The sequence below is a fragment of the Alteraurantiacibacter aquimixticola genome (assembly GCF_004965515.1).
GTDB classification, from domain to species: domain Bacteria; phylum Pseudomonadota; class Alphaproteobacteria; order Sphingomonadales; family Sphingomonadaceae; genus Alteraurantiacibacter; species Alteraurantiacibacter aquimixticola.
In genome coordinates this window covers 515,534-535,547 of the sequence record NZ_SSHH01000004.1, presented here as the reverse complement: position 1 = coordinate 535,547, position 20,014 = coordinate 515,534, and the positions used below count along the sequence as shown (strand labels likewise).

Annotated in this window: 21 protein-coding genes; 2 read left to right on the top strand and 19 right to left on the bottom strand. The window is 63.7% G+C overall.

The genetic code is table 11. The annotated features are described in order from the left end of the window. The 11 genes from E5222_RS16330 to E5222_RS16280 form a co-directional block, all read right to left on the bottom strand. On the bottom strand, positions 1-977 hold a 977-nt coding region (locus tag E5222_RS16330; RefSeq protein WP_136694845.1), incomplete at its 3' end, for an OmpA family protein. Between the two features lie 313 nt (positions 978-1,290). Continuing rightward, on the bottom strand, positions 1,291-1,629 hold the full coding sequence (locus tag E5222_RS16325; protein ID WP_136694844.1) for a P-II family nitrogen regulator: 339 nt from the start codon (positions 1,627-1,629) through the stop codon (positions 1,291-1,293). Between the two features lie 207 nt (positions 1,630-1,836). Then, positions 1,837-3,162 (bottom strand): ammonium transporter family protein, encoded by a 1,326-nt coding sequence (locus E5222_RS16320; protein ID WP_211196179.1) that lies wholly within the window; start codon positions 3,160-3,162, stop codon positions 1,837-1,839. Positions 3,163-3,180: 18 nt separating this feature from the next. After that, positions 3,181-3,519, bottom strand: coding sequence for a P-II family nitrogen regulator (locus tag E5222_RS16315; RefSeq protein WP_136694843.1), 339 nt, complete (start codon positions 3,517-3,519; stop codon positions 3,181-3,183). 321 nt (positions 3,520-3,840) lie between these two features. Beyond that, positions 3,841-5,178, bottom strand: coding sequence for an ammonium transporter (locus E5222_RS16310; RefSeq protein ID WP_136694842.1), 1,338 nt, complete (start codon positions 5,176-5,178; stop codon positions 3,841-3,843). A gap of 29 nt (positions 5,179-5,207) precedes the next feature. Beyond that, positions 5,208-5,546 carry a P-II family nitrogen regulator gene (locus E5222_RS16305; protein ID WP_136694841.1) on the bottom strand — a complete coding sequence of 113 codons (339 nt, stop codon included), beginning with the start codon at positions 5,544-5,546 and terminating at the stop codon, positions 5,208-5,210. 190 nt (positions 5,547-5,736) lie between these two features. Further along, entirely contained in the window at positions 5,737-6,429 is a 693-nt protein-coding gene (locus tag E5222_RS16300) for an endonuclease/exonuclease/phosphatase family protein (RefSeq protein WP_136694840.1), read from the bottom strand. A 13-nt stretch (positions 6,430-6,442) separates the two neighbouring features. Continuing rightward, complete coding sequence (locus E5222_RS16295; RefSeq protein WP_136694839.1) at positions 6,443-7,018, bottom strand: pyridoxamine 5'-phosphate oxidase family protein; 576 nt, start codon at positions 7,016-7,018, stop codon at positions 6,443-6,445. A 47-nt stretch (positions 7,019-7,065) separates the two neighbouring features. Further along, entirely contained in the window at positions 7,066-7,413 is a 348-nt protein-coding gene (locus tag E5222_RS16290; RefSeq protein ID WP_136694838.1) for a GFA family protein, read from the bottom strand. A gap of 22 nt (positions 7,414-7,435) precedes the next feature. Further along, the gene (locus E5222_RS16285; protein ID WP_136694837.1) at positions 7,436-8,995 is read right to left on the bottom strand and encodes a peptide chain release factor 3; all 1,560 of its coding nucleotides are present in this window, start codon (positions 8,993-8,995) and stop codon (positions 7,436-7,438) included. 52 nt (positions 8,996-9,047) lie between these two features. Then, positions 9,048-9,905 (bottom strand): LysR family transcriptional regulator, encoded by an 858-nt coding sequence (locus E5222_RS16280; protein ID WP_136694836.1) that lies wholly within the window; start codon positions 9,903-9,905, stop codon positions 9,048-9,050. A 99-nt stretch (positions 9,906-10,004) separates the two neighbouring features. Here E5222_RS16280 and E5222_RS16275 point away from each other — a divergent pair, with 99 nt between their 5' ends. Beyond that, a complete protein-coding gene (locus E5222_RS16275; protein WP_136694835.1) occupies positions 10,005-10,394 on the top strand; it encodes a hypothetical protein in 390 nt (129 codons plus the stop codon). A 57-nt stretch (positions 10,395-10,451) separates the two neighbouring features. Here E5222_RS16275 and pheT read toward each other — a convergent pair whose 3' ends face one another. The 7 genes from pheT to E5222_RS16240 form a co-directional block, all read right to left on the bottom strand. Further along, on the bottom strand, positions 10,452-12,863 hold the full coding sequence (gene pheT, locus E5222_RS16270; protein WP_136694834.1) for a phenylalanine--tRNA ligase subunit beta: 2,412 nt from the start codon (positions 12,861-12,863) through the stop codon (positions 10,452-10,454). Beyond that, positions 12,860-13,963, bottom strand: a complete 1,104-nt coding sequence (gene pheS, locus E5222_RS16265; RefSeq protein ID WP_136694833.1) for a phenylalanine--tRNA ligase subunit alpha — start codon at positions 13,961-13,963, stop codon at positions 12,860-12,862. The genes pheT and pheS overlap by 4 nt, the downstream gene beginning before the upstream one ends. A gap of 98 nt (positions 13,964-14,061) precedes the next feature. Further along, positions 14,062-14,985, bottom strand: coding sequence for an AraC family transcriptional regulator (locus tag E5222_RS16260; protein ID WP_136694832.1), 924 nt, complete (start codon positions 14,983-14,985; stop codon positions 14,062-14,064). A gap of 404 nt (positions 14,986-15,389) precedes the next feature. Beyond that, positions 15,390-15,749: a 50S ribosomal protein L20 gene (rplT, locus tag E5222_RS16255; protein WP_136694831.1), complete on the bottom strand. Its 360-nt coding sequence runs from the start codon at positions 15,747-15,749 to the stop codon at positions 15,390-15,392. Positions 15,750-15,787: 38 nt separating this feature from the next. Next, positions 15,788-15,991 (bottom strand): 50S ribosomal protein L35, encoded by a 204-nt coding sequence (rpmI, locus tag E5222_RS16250; protein WP_136694830.1) that lies wholly within the window; start codon positions 15,989-15,991, stop codon positions 15,788-15,790. Positions 15,992-16,350: 359 nt separating this feature from the next. Beyond that, the gene (locus E5222_RS16245; protein WP_136694829.1) at positions 16,351-16,935 is read right to left on the bottom strand and encodes an outer membrane beta-barrel protein; all 585 of its coding nucleotides are present in this window, start codon (positions 16,933-16,935) and stop codon (positions 16,351-16,353) included. Positions 16,936-17,137: 202 nt separating this feature from the next. Then, entirely contained in the window at positions 17,138-17,932 is a 795-nt protein-coding gene (locus E5222_RS16240) for an inositol monophosphatase family protein (RefSeq protein ID WP_136694828.1), read from the bottom strand. A gap of 168 nt (positions 17,933-18,100) precedes the next feature. Here E5222_RS16240 and E5222_RS16235 point away from each other — a divergent pair, with 168 nt between their 5' ends. Next, entirely contained in the window at positions 18,101-19,018 is a 918-nt protein-coding gene (locus E5222_RS16235) for a helix-turn-helix transcriptional regulator (protein WP_246021837.1), read from the top strand. A gap of 3 nt (positions 19,019-19,021) precedes the next feature. Here E5222_RS16235 and E5222_RS16230 read toward each other — a convergent pair whose 3' ends face one another. Then, on the bottom strand, positions 19,022-19,957 hold the full coding sequence (locus E5222_RS16230; protein WP_136694826.1) for a ribose-phosphate pyrophosphokinase: 936 nt from the start codon (positions 19,955-19,957) through the stop codon (positions 19,022-19,024). Positions 19,958-20,014 lie beyond the last annotated feature (57 nt).

Genomic DNA, 20,014 nt, shown 5'->3' with positions numbered 1-20,014 from the left:
TTACGCCGTTCGGACAGGCCGACATTGTAGGTCGTCGAACCCGAGCGGTCGGCGTGGCCTGCCAGCATGATAGCTGCCGTACCGCAATCGCCATAGGCGGTGATCGCCGAGTCCAGCACCGTGGCCGCTTCCGGCGTGATCGCCGACTGATCCCAGTCGAAGAACACGATGTAGGGCCCCTGGTTGCACACTGCCTGCGGAGGCGGCGGCGGAGGGGGCGGAGGCGGCGGGGGAGGCGGCGGCGGGGGAGGCGGGGGCGGAGGCGGCGGCGGGGCCACCGGCTCGGAACCGCCGAAATTATACAGCAGGCTCACCAGCGCCGAATGCGTGGTCAGGTCGAATTCGTTGGTGCGGCCAAGCGTGTCAGTCACTTCCAGATCGCTCGTCTGGAAGTACTTGTACTTGATGCCGATATCGAAATTCTCACTCGCCGGGATACGCAGAGCGGCAATGCCCTGCCAAGCCCAGTTATGGTCATTGCTGTCGATATAGCCGGGTCCGCTGGACGAAACCGTGGTTTCGCCGCTCCACCAGGCATGGCCCGCGCCGGCACCGATCGAGAAGCCGATGCCGTCATCGCCGCCGAAATCGAGCAGCGCATTGGCCATCACCGACACGATGCGGTTTTCGCCGGTGGCGTCGAGAACGCCGGTCGTCAGAGCCCCCGCGCCAGTGTCGGTTCGCTGACCGGGAACACCCGTGACGAGAGTCGTCACCGTCTCGGGGTCGAAATCCTTGTAGGCGCCCTCCAGCTCCGTGCGGATGAAGCCGAAGTCGTAGCCGAGCACGGCGCCGAGCTCGAAGCCGGTTTCGCTCTCGACCTCGATGGGCTCCTGACTTCCGGCAATGTCGATATCGTAAGTTTGGGGAAACACCACGCCAGCATCGGCACCGATATAAACTTCCCCATCCCGTGCCATCGCAGGGACCGCGAGAGCGGTGGCTGCGACGCCGAGGCTGAGCGCTAATTTACGCATTTTCAAAACCCTCCTGGACCTGCGCCGGACGGGACCCGCATCCGCCCCTCGTTAGGCAGAAGCAAGCGCCGCGCCTGGCGCATGGATTGTAAGACACCGGACATCGGTGTCACCTGTGACGCAAAGCCCTCACGCGACCAAGCGTTCCCGCCTTAACCCGAAATTATGCAAATTCGATTGATATTTTCACAGGATATCAAAATGCTGTTGCCGATTGGCTACAGGTACGAGGATTGCGGCAAGCTATTGCAAATGCGGCAAATCGTGCTGCAGCCGCGCCGGAAGCACGCGCTCCGGCCCCGGAAGACCCCCTTCAGAGCGCCAATTCGCCGGTTTCTCCCGTGCGAATCCGCACCGCTTCGGGCAGGTCGAGCACGAAGATCTTGCCGTCGCCGATCGTGTCGGTGCCGGCAGCGGCACGAATGGTTTCGACGATGCGCGGGGCCATTTCATCGCTGGTGGCGACTTCGAGCCGCACCTTGGGCAACATGTTCACCGCATATTCGGCGCCGCGATAGATCTCCGTCTGGCCCTTCTGGCGGCCAAACCCCTTGGCCTCCGTCGCGGTCATTCCAGCCACCCCGATCCCGGACAGTGCTTCGCGCACCTCTTCCAGCTTGAACGGTTTGATCACCGCAATCACCAGCTTCATCGCTTGTCCCCTTCAAACGTCCAGGCGGGCTACCCATGCCCGCCGTTAATACGCCCTTATAATGGCTGCATGTGCGTGGCTGGCAACAAAAAAGGGCCGGAGCGGTTAGCTCCGGCCCATAGTTTGTACGTTCGCAGGAGGAACGAGTTGAGGCGGGGGTGGGGGGAGAAGGAGGAGAAGGCCCACCCCCGCCAAACTTGGTAGGGCTCAGTTCTGGTTGGCGAGCCCCGGATAGGCTTCGACACCGATTTCGTGGATGTCGAGGCCGGCGGTCTCCACCTCGGCAGACGGGCGCAGGCCGATCGTCGCCTTGAGGATGAACCACACGATGCCCGATGCAACGCTCACCCAGACCATGGTCAGCAGGACGCCGACGAGCTGGCCCATGAAGGTCGCATCACCGGTCCACGGCACGATCAGCGTGCCCCAGATACCGGCCACCAGGTGAACCGGGATGGCGCCGACCACGTCGTCGATCTTCAGCTTGTCGAGAAGCGGGACGAAGATGACCGGCAGGATGCCGCCAATGCCGCCGATGATGATCGCGTGACCCACCGTCGGAGCCAGCGGCTCTGCGGTGATGGCGACCAGGCCGGCCAGCGCGCCGTTCAGCGCCATGGTGACGTCCGCCTTGCCGTAGCGCAGCTGGGTGGCGATGATCGCGACAACCACGCCAGCGCATGCCGCCATGTTGGTGTTGACGAAGATCTTCGACACGTCCGACACGTCGCCCACGGTGCCCATCGCCAGCTGCGATGCGCCGTTGAAGCCGAACCAGCCGAGCCACAGGATGAAGGTACCCAGCGTGGCGAGCGGGATGTTCGTGCCCGGGAAGACGTTGACCGAACCGTCAGCGCCATAGCGGCCGAGGCGCGGGCCAAGGATCAGGGCGCCGATCAGCGCAGCCCAGCCGCCCGTCGAGTGGACGAGGGTGGAACCGGCGAAGTCGGAGAAGCCCCATGCAGCGTCAAGATAGCCGCCGCCCCATTCCCAGCTCACCACGACCGGATAGATGATGCCGGTCAGCACGGTGACGAAAATGAAGAAGGGAACGATCTTGATACGCTCTGCCAGCGTGCCCGAAACGATCGAGGCGGTGGTGGCGCAGAAGACCATCTGGAAGAACCAGTCGGAAGCCACCGAATAGCCGGTTTCTACGTCAGCTTCGCCAACGCCCTGCATCCAGTAGATCGGACCACCGTCAGCCATGCCAATGAGGCCCGGGCCTTCGAAGCCGGGATAGGCGATGTTGTAGCCGATCACCCAGAACATCAGGCCGGCAATCGAATAGAGGCCGATATTCTTGAGACACTGGGTCGAGGTGTTCTTGGCGCGGACAAGACCAGCTTCGAGCATGGCGAAGCCGGCGGCCATCCACATGACCAGGAAGCCGCCGATCAGGAACAGCAGCGTGTTGAGGATATAGGCCGTACCGCCGCCGACCGCGTCAGGCGCGGCCTCCTGGGCGAAGGCCGGCTCGGCCACGGCGAGGGCCGCAAGGGCGGGCGCCGCATATTTCAGAATGTTCTTCATCTCAGTCATGTCCCCTGCTTACAGCGCGGTTTCGTCGGTCTCGCCGGTGCGGATCCGCGTGGTCGACATCAGGTCGAGAACGAAGATCTTGCCGTCGCCGATGCTCTCGGTGCTGGCGGTTTGCTGGATGGATTCGACGACCTTGGGCATGAGCTCGTCGCTGACGGCGATTTCGAGCTTCACCTTCGGGAGCATGTTCACCGAGTATTCGGCACCGCGATAAATCTCGGTCTGTCCCTTCTGGCGGCCGAAGCCCTTGACTTCGGACACTGTCATGCCCGCCACGCCAAGCGCGCCGAGTGCTTCGCGCACCTCGTCGAGCTTGAACGGTTTGATAATGGCGATGATGAATTTCATCACTGACCCCTATTGCTTACCGGAGACGATCCCGGCCACGGGTCACAAATGCAAAGGCTGTGCCAGTTCGCCAAAAGCTAGGCGTTTACTTAAAGTTAGGTATTTCCGCGCTGTCGCAGCGCACCATTCACCGCTCGAATCTTGGGCAGCTGCCTAAATTTTGGGCACGCACTTAAGACCTTCGCGCTGCCGGAAAAGCAAAGAAAATGGGCCGGAGCGGTTGGCTCCGGCCCAGAGTTTGTGCGTTCGCAGGAGGAACGTAGTGAGGCGGGGGTGGGAGGGAGAGGAGAGGAGTTCCCACCCCCGCCAAACAGATATCGGTCAGTTGTAGGCGCGTTCTCCATGTTCGGAGATATCGAGGCCGCTGACCTCGGTCTCGTCGGAGACCCTGAGGCCGGTAACCGCCTTGACGATGAGGCCGACGATCAGCGTACCGATGGCGGCCCAGAGAATGGCGATGACCACCGCGAAGACCTGGATGCCGACCTGCGCCATCATGCTCTCCGCGTCGCCATTGCCGGGACCGTTGAACATCGTGTTGACGAAGCCGGTACCGATCGCGCCGACGATGCCGCCAATGCCGTGAATGCCGAAAGCGTCCAGCGAGTCATCGTAGCCGAGGGCCGGCTTGAGCTTGGCGACGGCGAAGTAGCAGACCGTCGAAGCGACGATGCCCAGCACCACCGCACCGAACGGGCCGGAATTGCCGGCCGCCGGAGTGACGGCGACGAGACCGGCAATGATGCCCGAGCAGAAGCCCAGCGCCGAACCCTTGTGGCCGGCAAGCTTCTCGATCACCATCCACGCCAGGCCGCCGGCAGCGGTGGCCACGAAAGTGTTGATCATCGCGAGGCCGGCAAAGCCGTCCGCCTCCAGTTCGGAACCGGCGTTGAAGCCGAACCAGCCCACCCACAGCAGGCCGGTGCCGACCATGGTCAGCGTCAGCGAGTGCGGCGGCATCGGCTCGGTCGGGTAGCCCTTGCGCTTGCCCAGCAGGTAGGCGAGCACCAGGCCCGAGACGCCGGCATTGATGTGCACGACGGTACCACCGGCAAAATCCAGAGCGCCCATCTCGAACAGCAGGCCGCCGCCCGCCCAGACCATGTGTGCGATCGGGAAATAAACGACCGTCAGCCACAGGATGGTGAAGAGCATCGTTGCAGAGAACTTCATGCGCTCCGCCGTGGCGCCCAGAACCAGCGCGGCGGTAATCGCGGCGAAGGTCATCTGGAAGCTGACGAAGACATATTCGGAGATGACCTCGTCCGAGAAGGTCGCGGCGGTGGTGTCCGGCGTGACCGAGGAGAGGAAATAGGAGCCGGTGCTGAAGAACTGGCCCAGGAAGCCTTCGATGGGCGTCGGCCCGAAGGCGAGCGAATAGCCCCACATGATCCACACCAGCATGGCCAGCGCCGCGGTGGCGCCGATCTGGGTCATGGTGGACAGCATGTTCTTGGAGCGGGTCAGGCCACCATAGAACAGCGCCAGTCCCGGCAGGATCATCATCATAACCAGCACGGTGGCGGTCATCATCCAGGCATTATTGCCCGGATTGGCAACGGCAGGCGCGGCCTCGGCGGCCTCCTGCGCGAGAACCGCTGTTGCGGTCAGCATGGTGGCGCCAATCGAAGCAGCGCCATAAGCGAGTTTGCGGATCATTCTTCTACCCCTCATTCCCTCACCGCCGCTCAAAGCGCGGTCTCGTTGGTTTCACCGGTGCGGATCCGCGTCGTCGACAGCAGGTCGAGCACGAAGATCTTGCCGTCGCCGATGCTTTCGGTGCTGGCGGTTTGCTGGATGGTTTCGACGACCTTCGGCATCAGCTCGTCGCTGACGGCAATCTCGATCTTCACCTTGGGCAGCATGTTCACCGAATATTCGGCACCGCGATAGATTTCGGTCTGGCCCTTCTGGCGGCCGAAACCCTTCACCTCGGACACGGTCATGCCCGCGACGCCAATCGCGCCGAGCGCTTCTCGCACCTCGTCGAGCTTGAACGGTTTGATAACGGCAATGACGAATTTCATCTTGCACCTCTCCTTTTTCAGGGGCCCGTGGCGGACGCCCCAAATGCAGGAAGAGAGATGCAACTAGCGTGCCAGAATTCGGTGATGGCCGTTTACGGATTAGGCCCCGGAAAGTGGCACCTCCGCAGGCCTTCAGGACGCCTGAAAAATGGGCAGGACCAGCATCTGGGCGCCGCCAAGCGCCTAAAAATCAGGCATTGAGCTCCAGCTCCGCGCGCACGGGCAGATGGTCCGATGCACTCACCGCCAGCGCGCTGTGGTGGACCTCGCAATTGGCGCAGTCCCAATGCGGCGAATGGACGATGCGGTCGAGCGGGGCAAGCGGGCGGCTGCCGGGGAAGGAGCGGCCGGGGGCGAGCACCTTCCAGTCCTTGCCGAAAGAGCGCAGCGCCCCTCCGCGCGGGGACCATTCGTTGAGGTCGCCCATGATGACGGTGGGCTTGTTCCCATGGCGCATCACGCCGCACACCGTCTCTATCTGCTTGCGCCTGAGCAGGCCCGACAGGTCGAGATGCATGCCCACCACGTCGAATTCCCGGCCTTCCTTGCTGAAGCGCGCATGGATCGCACCGCGCGGTTCCAGCGAGGGCAAGTGGATCGGGGCGGCATCGACGATCTCGATATGCTTGCGCACCAGGATGGAATTGCCGTGCCAGCCCATCGATCGCGGGCGCATCTTCAGCGGGACGATCACCCATTGCGCCTCGTCCAGCAGGTAGCGCGGCAGCACGGCGGCGCGCTGGCCGAAGCGCAGATCGGCTTCCTGCAGGGCGATCACATCGGCATCGACTTCGGTCAGCACGCGGATGATGCGGTCTGCATCGCGCTTGCCATCCAGCCCCACGGCCTTGTGGATGTTGTAGCTGGCAAAGGTCAGCTGCATGGCGGGCCCGCGATCAGGAGGAGGCGTCCGGCGTCTCGCCGGCGATATAGCGATCGGTCGTGCGCGCGGGCAGCCCATCGATGCTTTCCCGGCGGCGCTTGTACTTGCCCGCCCATTCCTGCGGATCGGACTGCGTGTGATGCTTGATCAGCGTCTGCCGCTCCTTCTCCAGCGACATCAGCGGCACGCCATAGCCGCAGGAGGTCTGCACGCTCTCCACCGCGATATCGAAGATCTGCCGCGTGCCGGGCAGCAGGGTGAAATGCTGCGCCAGCTCGTCCCAGCCGCTTTCCCACGGCAGCACCGGCTCTCCCTTGCCATAGATGCGCAATATCTGCGCCGGCTGCTGGAAGTTGCAGAACATGATGGTGATGCGCCCATCCGCCAGCAGATGGGCATTGGTCTCATTCCCCGAACCGCCGAGGTCGAGCCAGGCGACGCGGCTGGGCGAAAGGACGCGGAAGGCGTCATAGCCCTTGGGGCTGAGATTGATGCGCGATCCTTCGGCAGCTGTGGCAACGAAGAACACCGGCTGCGCGGCAATCATCGCCACGTGCTTTTCCGATAGCGCGTCGAAGAATTCGGCCATGGGTCGAGAACTTAGCGTGCTGTTGCGCCCGCACAAGCGCCAGCGCGCTATTCCATGTCCTTGCCAATGGTGGCGCGGATCGGAATCCCGGCAGGATCGAAATCGTCGAGGCAAAAGACGTTCACGCCGAAGAAGTCGGGCGTCACGCGCTTGCGGTGGAAGGGATAGATCCCGCAGACCCTGCAGAAGAAGTGCCGCGCCGTATGCGTATGGAACTGGTATTCGGTCAGCGCCTCGTCACCATCGAGCAGCTCGAACCGGTCTTCAGGGACCTTCACCATGAGGGCATTCTTGCGGCGACAGATCGAACAGTCGCAGGTGGTCAGCTCCGGGAAGTCGGTCGTGATCGCAAAGCGGATCGCGCCGCAGTGGCAGCTTCCCGTATGACGCTCCATCGCTCGTGCGCCCATTGCAGTCCTAGCGCTCTTTCGTGGCGGAGAAGGTGAGGTCGGGGTTCTTTTCGGCCTGGTAGTTCACATCCCACGGGCTCTTGGCCATGAAGACGAGGTCGCCGTCGCGATCCTTGGCGAGGTTGGCGCGGTTGAAATCCTCGAACTCGCGCACCGCCTTGTCCCCGCCCTTGACCCAGCGGGCAGTGGCGAAAGGCGAGGCTTCGAGCCCGGCTTCCACCTTGTACTCCGCCTCCAGCCGCGAGATCAGCACTTCCAGCTGCAGCTGGCCGACCACGCCGATGATCCACTGCGCGCCGATCTCCGGGTAGAAGACCTGGATCACACCCTCTTCGGAAAGATCGTCCAGCGCCTTCCTCAGCTGCTTGGTCTTGGTCGGGTCCTTCAGCTGGATGCGGCGGAGGATTTCCGGAGCGAAGTTCGGCAGGCCAGTAAAGCGCACATCGTTCTTTTCCGACAGCGTATCGCCCACGCGCAGCGTGCCGTGGTTGGGAATGCCGATAATGTCGCCCGCCTCCGCCGTATCGGCGATCTCGCGATCCTGCGCGAAGAAGAGGATCGGCGAGTGGATGGCGATCGGCTTGCCGAGGCCCGAGGGCGTCAGCTTCATGCCGCGTTTGAACGTCCCCGAAACCTGCCGCATGAAGGCGATGCGGTCGCGGTGGTTCGGGTCCATATTGGCCTGCACCTTGAAGATGAAGCCGGTCACCTCGTCCCGGTCGGGGCTGATCTCGCCCTGCTCGCTCGGCTGCGGACGTGGGGTCGGCGCATATTTGGCGATGGCGTCGACGATTTCCTCGACCCCGAAATTTTTCAGCGCCGACCCGAAATAGACGGGCGTCAGGTCACCATTGCGATAGGCTTCGAGATCGAAGGGCGCATAGCCCTCCCGGCCCAGCTGCCCCTCTTCCGCCACGCGCGCGACGCCGTCGGCGGAAAGGTGCTCCGCCAGCACCGGATCTTCCGGGCCGGTGGTCTGCACCGTCTTGCCGAGGAATTCCTTGGCATCGCCTTGGGGCAGGTGCAGCGCGCCGGTCTCGAAATCATAGACGCCTTCGAACAGCCCGCCCATGCCGACCGGCCAGCTCATCGGTGAAACGTCCAGCGCCAGCTTGTCGGCAATCTCGTCCAGCAGTTCGAACGGATCGCGGCCCTCGCGGTCGATCTTGTTGATCAGCGTGATGATCGGGACCGAGCGCAGGCGGCAGACTTCGAACAGCTTCAGCGTCTGCGGCTCGATACCGGAGGCGGCATCGAGCACCATGATCGCGGAGTCCACCGCGGTCAGCGTGCGATAGGTGTCTTCGGAGAAGTCCTCGTGCCCCGGCGTGTCGAGCAGGTTGAAGGTGATCCCGTCCTTCTCGAACGTCATCACCGAGCTGGTGACCGAGATACCGCGCTGCTGCTCGATCTTCATCCAGTCCGAACGGGCGCGGCGAGCCTGTCCACGCGCCTTCACCTCGCCGGCAAGGTGGATCGCGCCGCCCTGCAGCAGCAGCTTTTCGGTCAGCGTGGTCTTACCGGCGTCGGGGTGCGAGATGATCGCGAAGGTGCGGCGATTGGACATGGCGGGCCAAGTAGGGACGAAATGCCCCCGCGTCCATGGGCAAGCAGACGGATCAAGCCGGTGCGAGCAGCGCCCCGGTCGCCGCCACGAAATCGACCAGCGACTGGACCACCGGCTCCGCATCGAAATCCGACCGGCTGCGCCATAGAGCATGCGCCGGATAGTCGAAGCTCGGCTTGCCCGGAACGGGAAGGATGCTGCCGGAAGCAAGCGCCGGCCGGGCGAGGCGTTCCGGCAGGTAGCCCGCGCCGTTCCGCTCGACCAGCCAGCGCAGGGATATGCTGCCAAGGTCGAGCCTCACGCCGCTCTGCTCCATGTCGCCCACGGCTTCGGCAATGGGCGCGCGCATCTGCTCGCCCCAATCGATATCGACCCAGCCTTCGCACCAGTCCGCGCATGTCGCGGCGCGCACCAGCACCAGGCGGTCATTGAGCACCGGCCGCGACATGATGCCGGGGCCGATCGTGGGGCTGTAGACGATGGCGAGGTCGAGCACTTCACCGGCGAGGTCTCGGTTGAGCCGCGCCGATGCCCCGGCGGTGAGCGAAAGGGCAAGCTGCGGCTGCTGCTCCTGCAGCGCGGCGATCCACGGCAGGAGGAAGTCCGGCCACAGCGCATATTGCCCACCGATCCGCGCCTGCGCAGTAAAGCGGGCCGGCACGCGGGCTTCGGCCTTGCTCATGTCCCAGATGGAGGCGATTGATCGCGCCCTCGGCAGGAAGCGCTTCCCAGCATCGGTCAGCTCGCAACCCTTGCGCGAACGCTCGAACAGGCGCGCGCCGATCCGGTGTTCGAGCGCGGCGATGCGCTCCGTCACCGACGAGGCGCTGGCATGCACCATTTCACCCGCTGCGGCAAAGCTCCCGCTCTCGGCGGCGGCGAGAAATGTGCGCAGTTGGGCAATGTCCATATGTCCGGATATTCCGGATTAACTGTTCTGACAATCCCGCTTCTCCGTCTTTGTCCAGCGGTCTATCTGAGGACGCGAATGAAAAGGAAGACAGAAGAAATGCTGAAGTTGATTGCCGCTCCCGCGCTTGTGCTTGCCACCTTGGCCTCTCCGGCCATGGCGCAGAGCCAGGAGTTCACGACCATTATCGCCGCTCCCGCAAACATGGATGAGGACCAGCTGCGCCAGTGGGACCGGCTGGACCGCCAGTCGCGCCGCCTGACGGAGCGTGTTGCCAATGGCGAAGTCAAGGTGATGGACGAGCAGAGCGACGTGGCCCGTGCGCAGGCCCGCATTGCCGAGGCGCAGGCGAAACTTCGCGAAGAGCAGCGCGAGCTTGAGCGCGCCGTGAGCCGCCTTGCCGAACACCGCGAGGAACTCGCCGCGACGCAGGGCCGCATGCTGGATATGGGCGGTTCGCGCAGCACCGTCGCGCTGAACGGCCAATAAGCCCCCCGCAGGGCGGCCGCCCCCCAAAACACGGCCGCCCTGCAACCCTGGGTCAGCTTACCCGCGCAGTTCCCCGCCCAGCTTGGCGGCGGCTGCGACCACCTTGTCGGAGATCGCCTTGATCTCCTCATCCTTGTAGCTCTTCTCTCCCGGCTGCAGCGTCACCTCGATCGCGAGCGACTTCTTGCCTTCGGGTACGCCCTGCCCTTCGAACAGGTCGAAGATGCGGGCATCGACGATATTCGCCTTGTCCGCCCCCTTCACCGCGCGCAGCAGGTCGCCCGCGGGCAGGTCCGTGGGCACGAGGAAAGCGAAGTCGCGCATCACCGATTGCAGCGCGGGCGGCGCGTAATGCGGGCGGGCGAAGCCGGCCTTGCCCTTCTTGCCCGGAATGGCGTCGAGGAAAATCTCCACCGCGACCACCGGCCCATCGACATCGAAGGCATCGAGCGTCGCCGGGTGCAGCGCGCCGAAACGGGCGAGCACATTCTTGGGGCCGAGCCGCAAGGTGGCGGACTGGCCGGGATGGAACTGCGATCCCGCCTCTCCCATCACCATCAAATTATCGACCGGCGCACCCGCTTCGGCGAGCAGCGCCATGGCTTCGGCCTTCGCATCGAAAGCGTCGAAAGGCACGGCCTTGCCAGAGGCCCAGCCGCGCTGGATCTTCTCGCCCGCCAGCACCACGCCAAGCGTCGGATGCTCATCGCTCCCGCCATCCTTGGCGCGCAAATAACGGCGGCCGATCTCGAACAGGCGCAGGCTGGAAGCCCCGCGATCGAGATTACGCTTGGCGGCCGACAACAGGCCGGGAATGAGCGAGGGGCGCATGGCCTTCATGTCCTCGCTGATCGGGTTGTCGAGCACCCAGAGCGCCTCCCGCTCGTCCTGAGCCTGTCGAAGGGCGGCGAAATGCTCGGCTTCGGGCAAGGGGAGGAAGGACCAGGTCACCGCCTCGTTCAGCCCGCGACCGGCGGCGGCGCGGCGAACTTTCCGCTCCAGCGCCTGCTGCGGCGTGGCGGTAGGAGCAGCAACGCCGAGATTGCCTTCCAGCGCCACGCTCTGGACATGGTCGAGGCCGTGGATGCGGACCACTTCCTCCACGATATCGGCCGGGCCTTCCACGTCATGGCGGCGCAGCGGCACGGTGACTTTCCAGTCATCGGACACGGCGAAATCGAGCGCGGCGAGGATGCGGCGCTGTTCGGCCTCATCCACTGAGACGCCGCCCAGCTTCGTGGTCAGCGCGGGATCGTATTGCACGACCTTGGGCTCGCTCGGCGGCGAACCGGCGCGGACCATTGCACTCGCCTCACCGCCGCAAATGCGCTGGATCAGGCTGGTCAGCCCATCGAGGCCTTCCTCCAGCCATGCCGGATCGACACCGCGTTCGAAACGCGTGCGCGCATCGCTGGCAAGGCCAAGCTTGCGGCCGGTCACGCCGATGCTGTCGGGATTGAAATAGGCGATCTCGAGCAGGACATCGGTAGTGTCGTCCTGCACGCTGGAATGCTCGCCGCCCATGATGCCGGCAATGTCATGCACGCCTGCATCGTCGGCGATCACCGTCATGCTGGCATCGAGTTTGTAGGTCTTCTCGTTCAGCGCCAGCACTTCCTCGCCATCCTTCGCGCGGCGGGCGATGACCGGGCCGGAAAGCTTGGCGAGGTCATAGGCGTGTGCCGGGCGGCCAAAGGCGAGCATCATGTAATTGGTGATGTCGACGAGCGCGCTGATCGGGCGCTGGCCAGCCGCGGTCAGCCGCTTCTGCATCCATTCGGGCGAGGGGCCGTTCTTCACCCCGCGAATGACGCGGCCATAGAAGGCCGGGCAGCCTTCCGGGTCATCGGTGCGGATTTCAACCGGGCAGGGAAATACCTCTTCGATGTCATGCTCGCGCAGCGGCTTGAGCGTGCCCATGCCGGCAGCGGCCAGGTCGCGCGCAATGCCATAGACGCCCATACAATCGGGACGGTTGGGGGTGATCGCCACGTCGAAGACGGGTGAGGCGCCGTGATATTCGGCAAAGGTGGTGCCGACGGGCGCATCTGCGGGCAGTTCGATAATGCCCTCGTGATCCTCGCCCAGCTCCAGCTCGCGCACGGAGCACATCATGCCATTGCTCTCGACGCCGCGGATTTCCGACTTGCGCAGCTTCATGCCGTTGGCGGGCACGATGGCGCCGGCAACGCCAAGCACGCCTTTCATCCCCGCATGCGCATTGGGCGCACCGCAGACGACCTGCAGCGGAGCGCCCTCACCCGTATTGACGGTGAGGACCTGCAGCTTGTCGGCATCGGGATGCGGCTTTGCGGTCAGCACTTCGGCGACGCGGAAGCCTTCCAGCTTTTCGGCCGGATCCTCGATATCTTCCACTTCGATGCCGATGGCATTCAGCTTGGCGGAGATTTCCTCGACCGTCGCACCGGTTTCGAGGAAGTACTGGAGCCATTCGAGAGAGAACTTCATGCGCCCGCTCCCACGCCTGCGGAAAGCGTCGGCTGGTCATAGGCCGAGAATCCGTAATGCTGCAGCCAGCGCACGTCGCCGTCGAAAAAGGCGCGCAGATCGTCCATCCCGTATTTGAGCATGGCGAGGCGATCGACGCCGACGCCGAAGGCAAAGCCCTGATACTGGTCGGGATCGAGGCCCGACATCTCGATCACGCGGCGGTTGACCATGCCGCTACCCAGAAGCTCCATCCAGCCATGACCGGGCTCGTCACCGCTGCCGCCGAGCACGCGCTTGCCCTTGTCGTCGATCGCAAAGCCGACATCGACCTCTACCGAAGGTTCGGTAAAGGGGAAGTAGGACGGGCGCAGGCGCAGCACGATATCGTCGGTCTGGAAAAAGGCCTTGAGGAAGGTCTCCAGCGTCCACTTCAGGTGGCCGAGATGGATGTCCTTGTCGATCACGAGACCTTCCACCTGGTGGAACATCGGCGTGTGCGTCGCGTCGCTATCGCTGCGATAGACGCGGCCGGGTGCGATGATGCGGACAGGGGCGCCATCGGTCATCATGGTGCGAACCTGGACCGGGCTTGTGTGCGTCCTCAACAGCATTCGACCCCCCTTAGGGGCCGTGTCGGGGAAGTAGAACGTGTCGTGCATCGCGCGCGCCGGATGGCTTTCGGGCATGTTGAGCGCGGTGAAATTGTACCAGTCGTCCTCGACCTCCGGCCCGGTGGCGACGGCGAAACCGAGATCGGCGAAGATCTCCGCCAGCTCGTCCATTACCTGGCTCACCGGATGCACCGTGCCGCGCGGCGTTTCCGGCGCAGGCAGCGTGAGGTCGAGCGTTTCGGTGGCGAGGCGCGCCTCAAGCTCGGCCGCATCGAGCGCCGCCTTCTTCGCAGCGAGCGCATCGGCCACACCCTGGCGCAGCGCCTGGATCGCCGGAGCCTTCTCCTGCCGTTCCTCCGGACTCATCTTGCCCAGTGTCTTCAGCAGGGCGGAAATGCTGCCTTGCTTGCCGAGGAATTCGACACGCAGCGCTTCGAGGGCGTTCGGGTCTGCGGCGGCCGCGATACGCGCCAGCGCATCGCTCTTCATGGTTTCGGGATTGGACATAGCGTTTCGAGTGGGCTTTTCGGTGACTGAGCTATCGGCAAGTGGTCGGAATTTGGCTTGGCGGGCCTGTTAGCCGCCATGGCGCGCCTACCCAAGCCCTAATCGCGCCCCTGATCGCGTGACGACCCTCTTCCGCGATAACGCAGGACGGTCGGCAAGTCGGTCGGCGGAGCCGCCCCCTGGTCCGCCATGCGCTGCGCCATGATGCGTTCGAGCACGGGATGCGGCGCCTCGGCATATTCGGTCGGCGTTATGCCCATGAAGGAACGGAAATCGCGCACGAAATGGGCGTGGTCGAAATATTGCTCGTCCAATGCGCGCGACCAGTTCTGCATCGGCTCCAGCATGAAGCGCGCCAGGCTGCGCAGGAAGCGCGCCCGGCGGATCAGCATTTTGGGCGGGAAACCGAAATAGCGCGAGCAAAGGCGTTCCAGCGTGCGACGCTCCATCCCCATCCGTTCGGCAAGGATCGCGACATCGGCCACCTCCGCATCGCGCAGCGCTTCCTGGCAGGCGAGAATCTTCGCTTCACCCGGAACGGGCCGATGGTCCTGTTCCATCAGGTAACCGTTGATCTGGCGCGCGGTCTCGTCCGTATCGTCCGATCCGTTGCGGGCGATGTCGAGGATAGGCCAGAAGACCGAGAAGCAGTCCATCTCGCCCGCATTCACGATGCGGTCGGCGACCTGGCTGGCCGGCGCCGTGACATATTTCGCCCAGCCGGCCGGCTGTAGGCCCAGGCCCCACACGCGCGAGTGCTTGAGCCCGAACTTGATCGCCCGGCTGGTCGGCCCGCTGGCGACGAATGGCCATGTCACGGCTATGTCGTCCGGCGCGATGGCGGCAATCGGATAAGAGCCGCTTTCAGTGAAGCGCATGGCCGCCCATTCGGGATGAAGCCTGTCTTCCACCATGACGTCATCGTCACAAATGATGGTGAAGGAATAGAGCGCAGTGAAATAGGGCTGGAGCTCTACCGACAAGCGATAGAAGCGCACATCAATGGCGAATTCTTCCGACATGTCGCGACCCGGCCCCCAAACCGAACTCACCGCGATGAGACTCAACGCGATGTAATTATGGGACCCTTTTACGAGACATTAGCGATTTTTAAAGTGTGAAAAGGTCCATTTTAGAATGACAAGGGTGACGGATGAATGACGCGCGCCGTCGGATTCGGCGTATCGTCTTGTTATCCAGCCGTGCTGCTTTGCTCACTTCCCTGGCAACGCTTATCGAACTGCGGAGCAAATGGAGTATTGGCGCGCAAGTATTTGCAGCGCTTACAGAAAATTCCCGCCATCCCGCCCTATGCCCTGTGCGATCCTTGGACAAATGGCGAGCGGACAAGCAAAGGGCGCGGACGGCAATGCCGTCCGCGCCCTTTTCATGCCGTCACCGGCAATGGCCGAAGCCGCTTTTCCGCTTATGCGGGCAGCGCGTCCTTGGCCTGCTTGATGATCAGCGCGAAGCTTTCCGCTTCGTTCATCGCCAGGTCGGCCATCACCTTGCGGTCCAGCTCGATACCGGCGAGCTTGGCGCCGTGCATGAACTGCGAATAGGTGATGCCTTCGGCGCGAACCGCGGCGTTGATGCGCTGGATCCACAGGGCGCGGAAGTTGCGCTTCTTAACCTTGCGGTCGCGATAGGCGTACTGGCCGGCCTTTTCGACAGCCTGGCGAGCAACGCGAATGGTGTTCTTGCGGCGACCGCGATAGCCCTTGGCCTGGTCGAGTAACCGCTTGTGCTTCTGGCGCGTGGTAACGCCGCGCTTGATACGGGGCATGGTGTAAGCTCCTTAAATCCGAATGAGGTTCCGACGGCTCAACCGAGGCCGTAGGGAGCCCACTTCTTCACGGCCTTCACGTCTGCGTCTGCAAGAACGGAGGTGCCGCGGTTCTGGCGGATATACTTGGCGTTGTGGCTAATCAGCCGGTGGCGCTTGCCGGCAACGCCGTGCTTTACCTTGCCCGTAGCGGTGATCTTGAAGCGCTTCTTCACACCGCTCTTGGTCTTCAGCTTGGGCATTTTCGTCTCCTTTAGTCAGAAACACGTCCAACCAGCCCTGGCAGCCCTTTCAGCCAGACCGGAAGATGAATCACGTGTCAGTGAAGGGCGCGCATTTAGCGGGGGCAGGGAAAAATGCAAGCCTTTCGCGCCCGTCGCCTTCACACCGACGTTACACACCTTGCACCGTTCAGGAGAACAAGCGCCTCCGGTTTGCGAAAACGGCGCGCAGAGGATGACAAAGCGCTGGCCGGCGACTTAGCACAGGGGCCGACTGTGAGAACGCCTGGCTTGAACACTAGCGGGGCGGCGAAGCCCGAAAGCCACGCCGCCCCTGCATTTCATTCAATTATTTCATTCAATCGAACCGCGAACGCGGATCAGAAGCGTGCGCCAACCGCAACGCCAAAATGGCGGCGCTGGAAGTTGATGCCGTAAACTTCGCCTACATCGGCATAGCCGCCTTCGATGCGGCCATAGATGTTTTCGCCGAAGCCATGCTCGTAACCCAGCGCGAAAGCTACGCCCGAGCCATTTTCGGTAGTGTCGAGACCCAGACCTTCGGTCTCGAAGCCGAGGCGGCCATAACCGAGCTTGCCGTAAACCTGGCCCGCATCGCTAGTGGCATAGCCAATGTGCAGGCCGGCTTCGAAATAGCCCGTAGTGCTGACGCAAAAGCCGCCGTCGCAGCTTTCGACAGTGGAGACTTCATACTGGCCATAGGGTCCCATCACGACCGAATCGCCCAGCGCGAGATCAAAGCCCAGCTCACCGCCAAAGGCGAAGGAGCTGCCCAGCTTGTAGACATCGTCATCCTCGACCAGGCTGCTAACCGTCGGCGTCTCATAGGTAGCACGCAACTCGATACGCACGCCGTCGCGCGCGTTGGAAGTATCGGCCTCCTGCGCCAAGGCAGGAGTAGAAACGGCCATGCACAGCATGGTCGCCGCAACAGTCTTCTTCATTAAGTTTCCCCCAAATGTATCGCTAGATCAGCGACCGCGCCTTAGTGAACCGGCGGAGTAAAGAAAAGCCGAACAAATACCTAGAAAACGCAGCGGAATTCGCGCGCGAGGCAATAGAATGTTCAATCAGGATGCTGTGGCTGCAATCGAAGAGACCGCGACCCAGCCAATTGGCCCGGCGGTCCACAGGACAGCGTTCGCATCAATGGTCGTGAGAATGAACGGCCGCCATCGCTTCCAGCACGTCCTCCAGCCGCGCCGGGTCGCCCAGCGCCAGCACGCGCCCGTCGGAGCCGGCATGCAGCGGTTCGCCGTTCCAGTCGCTCATCGTACCGCCCGCGCCTTCCACGACGGGGACTAGCGCGGCGAAATCGTGCAGTTTGAGGCCCGCCTCGCACACGATATCGATATGACCCGAAGCAAGGCAGCCGTAATTGTAGCAATCGCCGCCCATCACCATGCGCTTGTGATCGGTCTGGCTGGCGAGCGCCATGAAGATGTCGCCTTCCTGCTGGCTGAAATATTGCGGGCCGGTGGTGGCGATGGTGGCTTGCGCGAGCTCGCGGCAGCGGCGGGTGGTCACGGGCTGGCCGTTGAAAGTGGTGCCCTGCCCCATCACGCCCAGCCAGCGCTCACCGGTCACCGGCTGGTCGATCATGCCGAGCACCGGGAAGCCATCGACCACCAGCGCGATCAGCGTGGCGAAGATCGGGCGGCCGGCGAGGAAGGCGGTGGTGCCGTCGATCGGATCGAGCACCCAGAGGCGCGAATTGCGGCCCTGCTCCAGCCCCATCTCCTCCCCATGCACGCCATCGGCGGAGACTTCGGCCTTGAGGATGCGGCGCATCGCCTCTTCCGCCGCGCGGTCGGCCACGCTGACGGGGGTCGCATCCTCCTTGGCTTCCGTTTCGGGCTGCTGGCGGAAATGCGGCAGGATTTCCGCCCGCGCGGCATCGGCGAGGCGGTGGGCAAGGGCGATATCGGCATCGAGATTCATGGCTTTGCGCATCAACGACAGCGCGCCCGAGGTCAACCATGAAGCGCGTGGCAGTTTTGCGCGCGGGCAGAAAGCAGGCTATCGAGCCCGCGGGCGGCGTTTGGGGGCCGCTGTTATTGGAATTCACGTGGTATGGCGCGACGCCGCAAACCTGCAATAGATCCGGCGTTGGCGCCGCGCCTGGGCGTATCGCGAGACGGGCAGCCCCTGTCGCTCAATCGCCTGCCAGCGCCCGACCTCGCACCCTGGATCGGCTGGCTCTATGCGACCTCGGTCGAAGCGCCACCCGATTACGAGCTCAATTGCAGCCTCCTCAGCGACACGGCGATGATCCGCATCCAGCTGGAAGGCAACTGGTCGGCGCAGACGCGCGACGGGCATATCTCGGGCACCACCGGCGCGCTCTATTTCGGACCGCAGAGCAAGGCCATGCCGATCACCGTGCGCGGCAGCTTCACCAGTGTGGGAATAGCGCTGAAGCCCGGCACAGGCCATTCGGTTACCGGATTGCCTGCGGCGGACTTCGTCGACCGGATCGTGCCGTGCGAAGAAGTCGGCCTGCCGGTGGGGGCAGCGCTGGGCGCACTCGATCCGACGGGCGCTCCCGAAGACTGGCTGAAGGCGCTGGAGACGATCGCCCGCGCTTTCCTGTGCGGGGCGAAGGCGAAGGAGCCGAACGCCATTTCCGCCAGGCTGGAATGGCTCGCGCTGACCGATCCCTCCGCCAGCGTGGCCGACTTTGCAGAGGAAAACGGCATCAGCCTGCGCCAGCTGGAGCGCAATTGCCGGCGCGATTTCGGCGTCACGCCCAAGCAGGTGCTGCGCCGCGCCCGCGCGCTCGATATGGCGAGCTCCTTGCGCGGTGTTTCCGACATGGCGGAAGAGGACGAGATGATCCTGCGCTATTATGACCAGAGCCATATGACGCATGAGTTCTCCAGGCTTTTCGGCATGACCCCGCGGCAATTCGTGGAAACGCCGCAGCCGCTTATGACGCTGGCGCTGGAGAGCCGGCAATCGCGCCGCCTGGCGCTGCTGGAAAGGCTCACCCCGGGCAAGCCCCGTCCCTGGCAGAAGGCAGATTAGCGCCTAGTCGAACAGGCTCGAAACCGAGCTTTCATCGGCAATGCGGCGCACGGCCTCGCCTACCAGCGGGGCGATGGTCAGGACGCGGATCTTGCCCGATTCCTTGGCCGCATCGGTGGGCAGGATGGTGTCGGTGATCACCAGCTCGGTCATGCAGCTCTTGTCGATCCGCGCCACCGCGCCGCCCGACAGCACGCCATGGGTGATGTAGGCGGCGACGCTCTTCGCGCCCTGCGCCAGCAGTGCTTCGGCGGCGTTGCACAGTGTCCCACCCGAATCGATGATATCGTCGATCAGGATGCAGTTGCGGCCCTTCACGTCACCGATGATGTTCATCACCTCGCTCTCGCCCGGACGCTCGCGGCGCTTGTCGACGATGGCCAGCGGGGCGTTGTCGAGGCGCTTGGCAAGAGCGCGGGCGCGGACCACGCCGCCCACGTCGGGAGAAACGACCATCAGGTCGTCATCGCCATAGCGCGCCTGGATGTCGGCAGCCATCACGGGCGCGGCATAAAGGTTGTCGGTCGGGATATCGAAGAAGCCCTGGATCTGCCCTGCGTGCAAATCCACCGCCAGCACGCGGTCGGCACCCGCTTCGGTGATGAGATTGGCGACCAGCTTGGCGGAAATCGGCGTGCGCGGCCCTGGCTTACGGTCCTGCCGGCCATAGCCGAAATAGGGAACCACGGCGGTAATGCGGTTGGCGGATGCACGCTTCAGCGCATCGATGCAGATCAGCAGCTCCATGAGATTGTCATTCGCCGGGAAGCTGGTGGACTGCACCAGGAACACGTCCTCGCCGCGCACATTCTCGTGGATCTCGACGAAGATCTCCTCATCGGCGAAGCGGCGGACGCTCGCATCGGTGAGGGGGACTTCGAGATAGGCGGCAATGGCCCGGGCAAGCGGCAGGTTGGCATTGCCGGACATGATCTTCATGGCGTTGGCCCCTATGTGGCGCGACTGGAGGGATTCGTTGCCTTGAGCGTCTAGCCC

Excerpts from the sequence above, each read along its gene's own strand:
- E5222_RS16325 (WP_136694844.1), bottom strand. The coding sequence starts at position 1,629 with ATGAAGCTGGTGATTGCGGTGATCAAACCGTTCAAGCTGGAAGAGGTG.
- E5222_RS16320 (WP_211196179.1), bottom strand. The coding sequence starts at position 3,162 with ATGAAGAACATTCTGAAATATGCGGCGCCCGCCCTTGCGGCCCTCGCC.
- E5222_RS16315 (WP_136694843.1), bottom strand. The coding sequence starts at position 3,519 with ATGAAATTCATCATCGCCATTATCAAACCGTTCAAGCTCGACGAGGTG.
- E5222_RS16310 (WP_136694842.1), bottom strand. The coding sequence starts at position 5,178 with ATGATCCGCAAACTCGCTTATGGCGCTGCTTCGATTGGCGCCACCATG.
- E5222_RS16305 (WP_136694841.1), bottom strand. The coding sequence starts at position 5,546 with ATGAAATTCGTCATTGCCGTTATCAAACCGTTCAAGCTCGACGAGGTG.
- E5222_RS16300 (WP_136694840.1), bottom strand. The coding sequence starts at position 6,429 with ATGCAGCTGACCTTTGCCAGCTACAACATCCACAAGGCCGTGGGGCTG.
- E5222_RS16295 (WP_136694839.1), bottom strand. The coding sequence starts at position 7,018 with ATGGCCGAATTCTTCGACGCGCTATCGGAAAAGCACGTGGCGATGATT.
- E5222_RS16290 (WP_136694838.1), bottom strand. The coding sequence starts at position 7,413 with ATGGAGCGTCATACGGGAAGCTGCCACTGCGGCGCGATCCGCTTTGCG.
- E5222_RS16285 (WP_136694837.1), bottom strand. The coding sequence starts at position 8,995 with ATGTCCAATCGCCGCACCTTCGCGATCATCTCGCACCCCGACGCCGGT.
- E5222_RS16280 (WP_136694836.1), bottom strand. The coding sequence starts at position 9,905 with ATGGACATTGCCCAACTGCGCACATTTCTCGCCGCCGCCGAGAGCGGG.
- E5222_RS16275 (WP_136694835.1), top strand. The coding sequence starts at position 10,005 with ATGCTGAAGTTGATTGCCGCTCCCGCGCTTGTGCTTGCCACCTTGGCC.
- pheT (WP_136694834.1), bottom strand. The coding sequence starts at position 12,863 with ATGAAGTTCTCTCTCGAATGGCTCCAGTACTTCCTCGAAACCGGTGCG.
- pheS (WP_136694833.1), bottom strand. The coding sequence starts at position 13,963 with ATGTCCAATCCCGAAACCATGAAGAGCGATGCGCTGGCGCGTATCGCG.
- E5222_RS16260 (WP_136694832.1), bottom strand. The coding sequence starts at position 14,985 with ATGTCGGAAGAATTCGCCATTGATGTGCGCTTCTATCGCTTGTCGGTA.
- rplT (WP_136694831.1), bottom strand. The coding sequence starts at position 15,749 with ATGCCCCGTATCAAGCGCGGCGTTACCACGCGCCAGAAGCACAAGCGG.
- rpmI (WP_136694830.1), bottom strand. The coding sequence starts at position 15,991 with ATGCCCAAGCTGAAGACCAAGAGCGGTGTGAAGAAGCGCTTCAAGATC.
- E5222_RS16245 (WP_136694829.1), bottom strand. The coding sequence starts at position 16,935 with ATGAAGAAGACTGTTGCGGCGACCATGCTGTGCATGGCCGTTTCTACT.
- E5222_RS16240 (WP_136694828.1), bottom strand. The coding sequence starts at position 17,932 with ATGAATCTCGATGCCGATATCGCCCTTGCCCACCGCCTCGCCGATGCC.
- E5222_RS16230 (WP_136694826.1), bottom strand. The coding sequence starts at position 19,957 with ATGAAGATCATGTCCGGCAATGCCAACCTGCCGCTTGCCCGGGCCATT.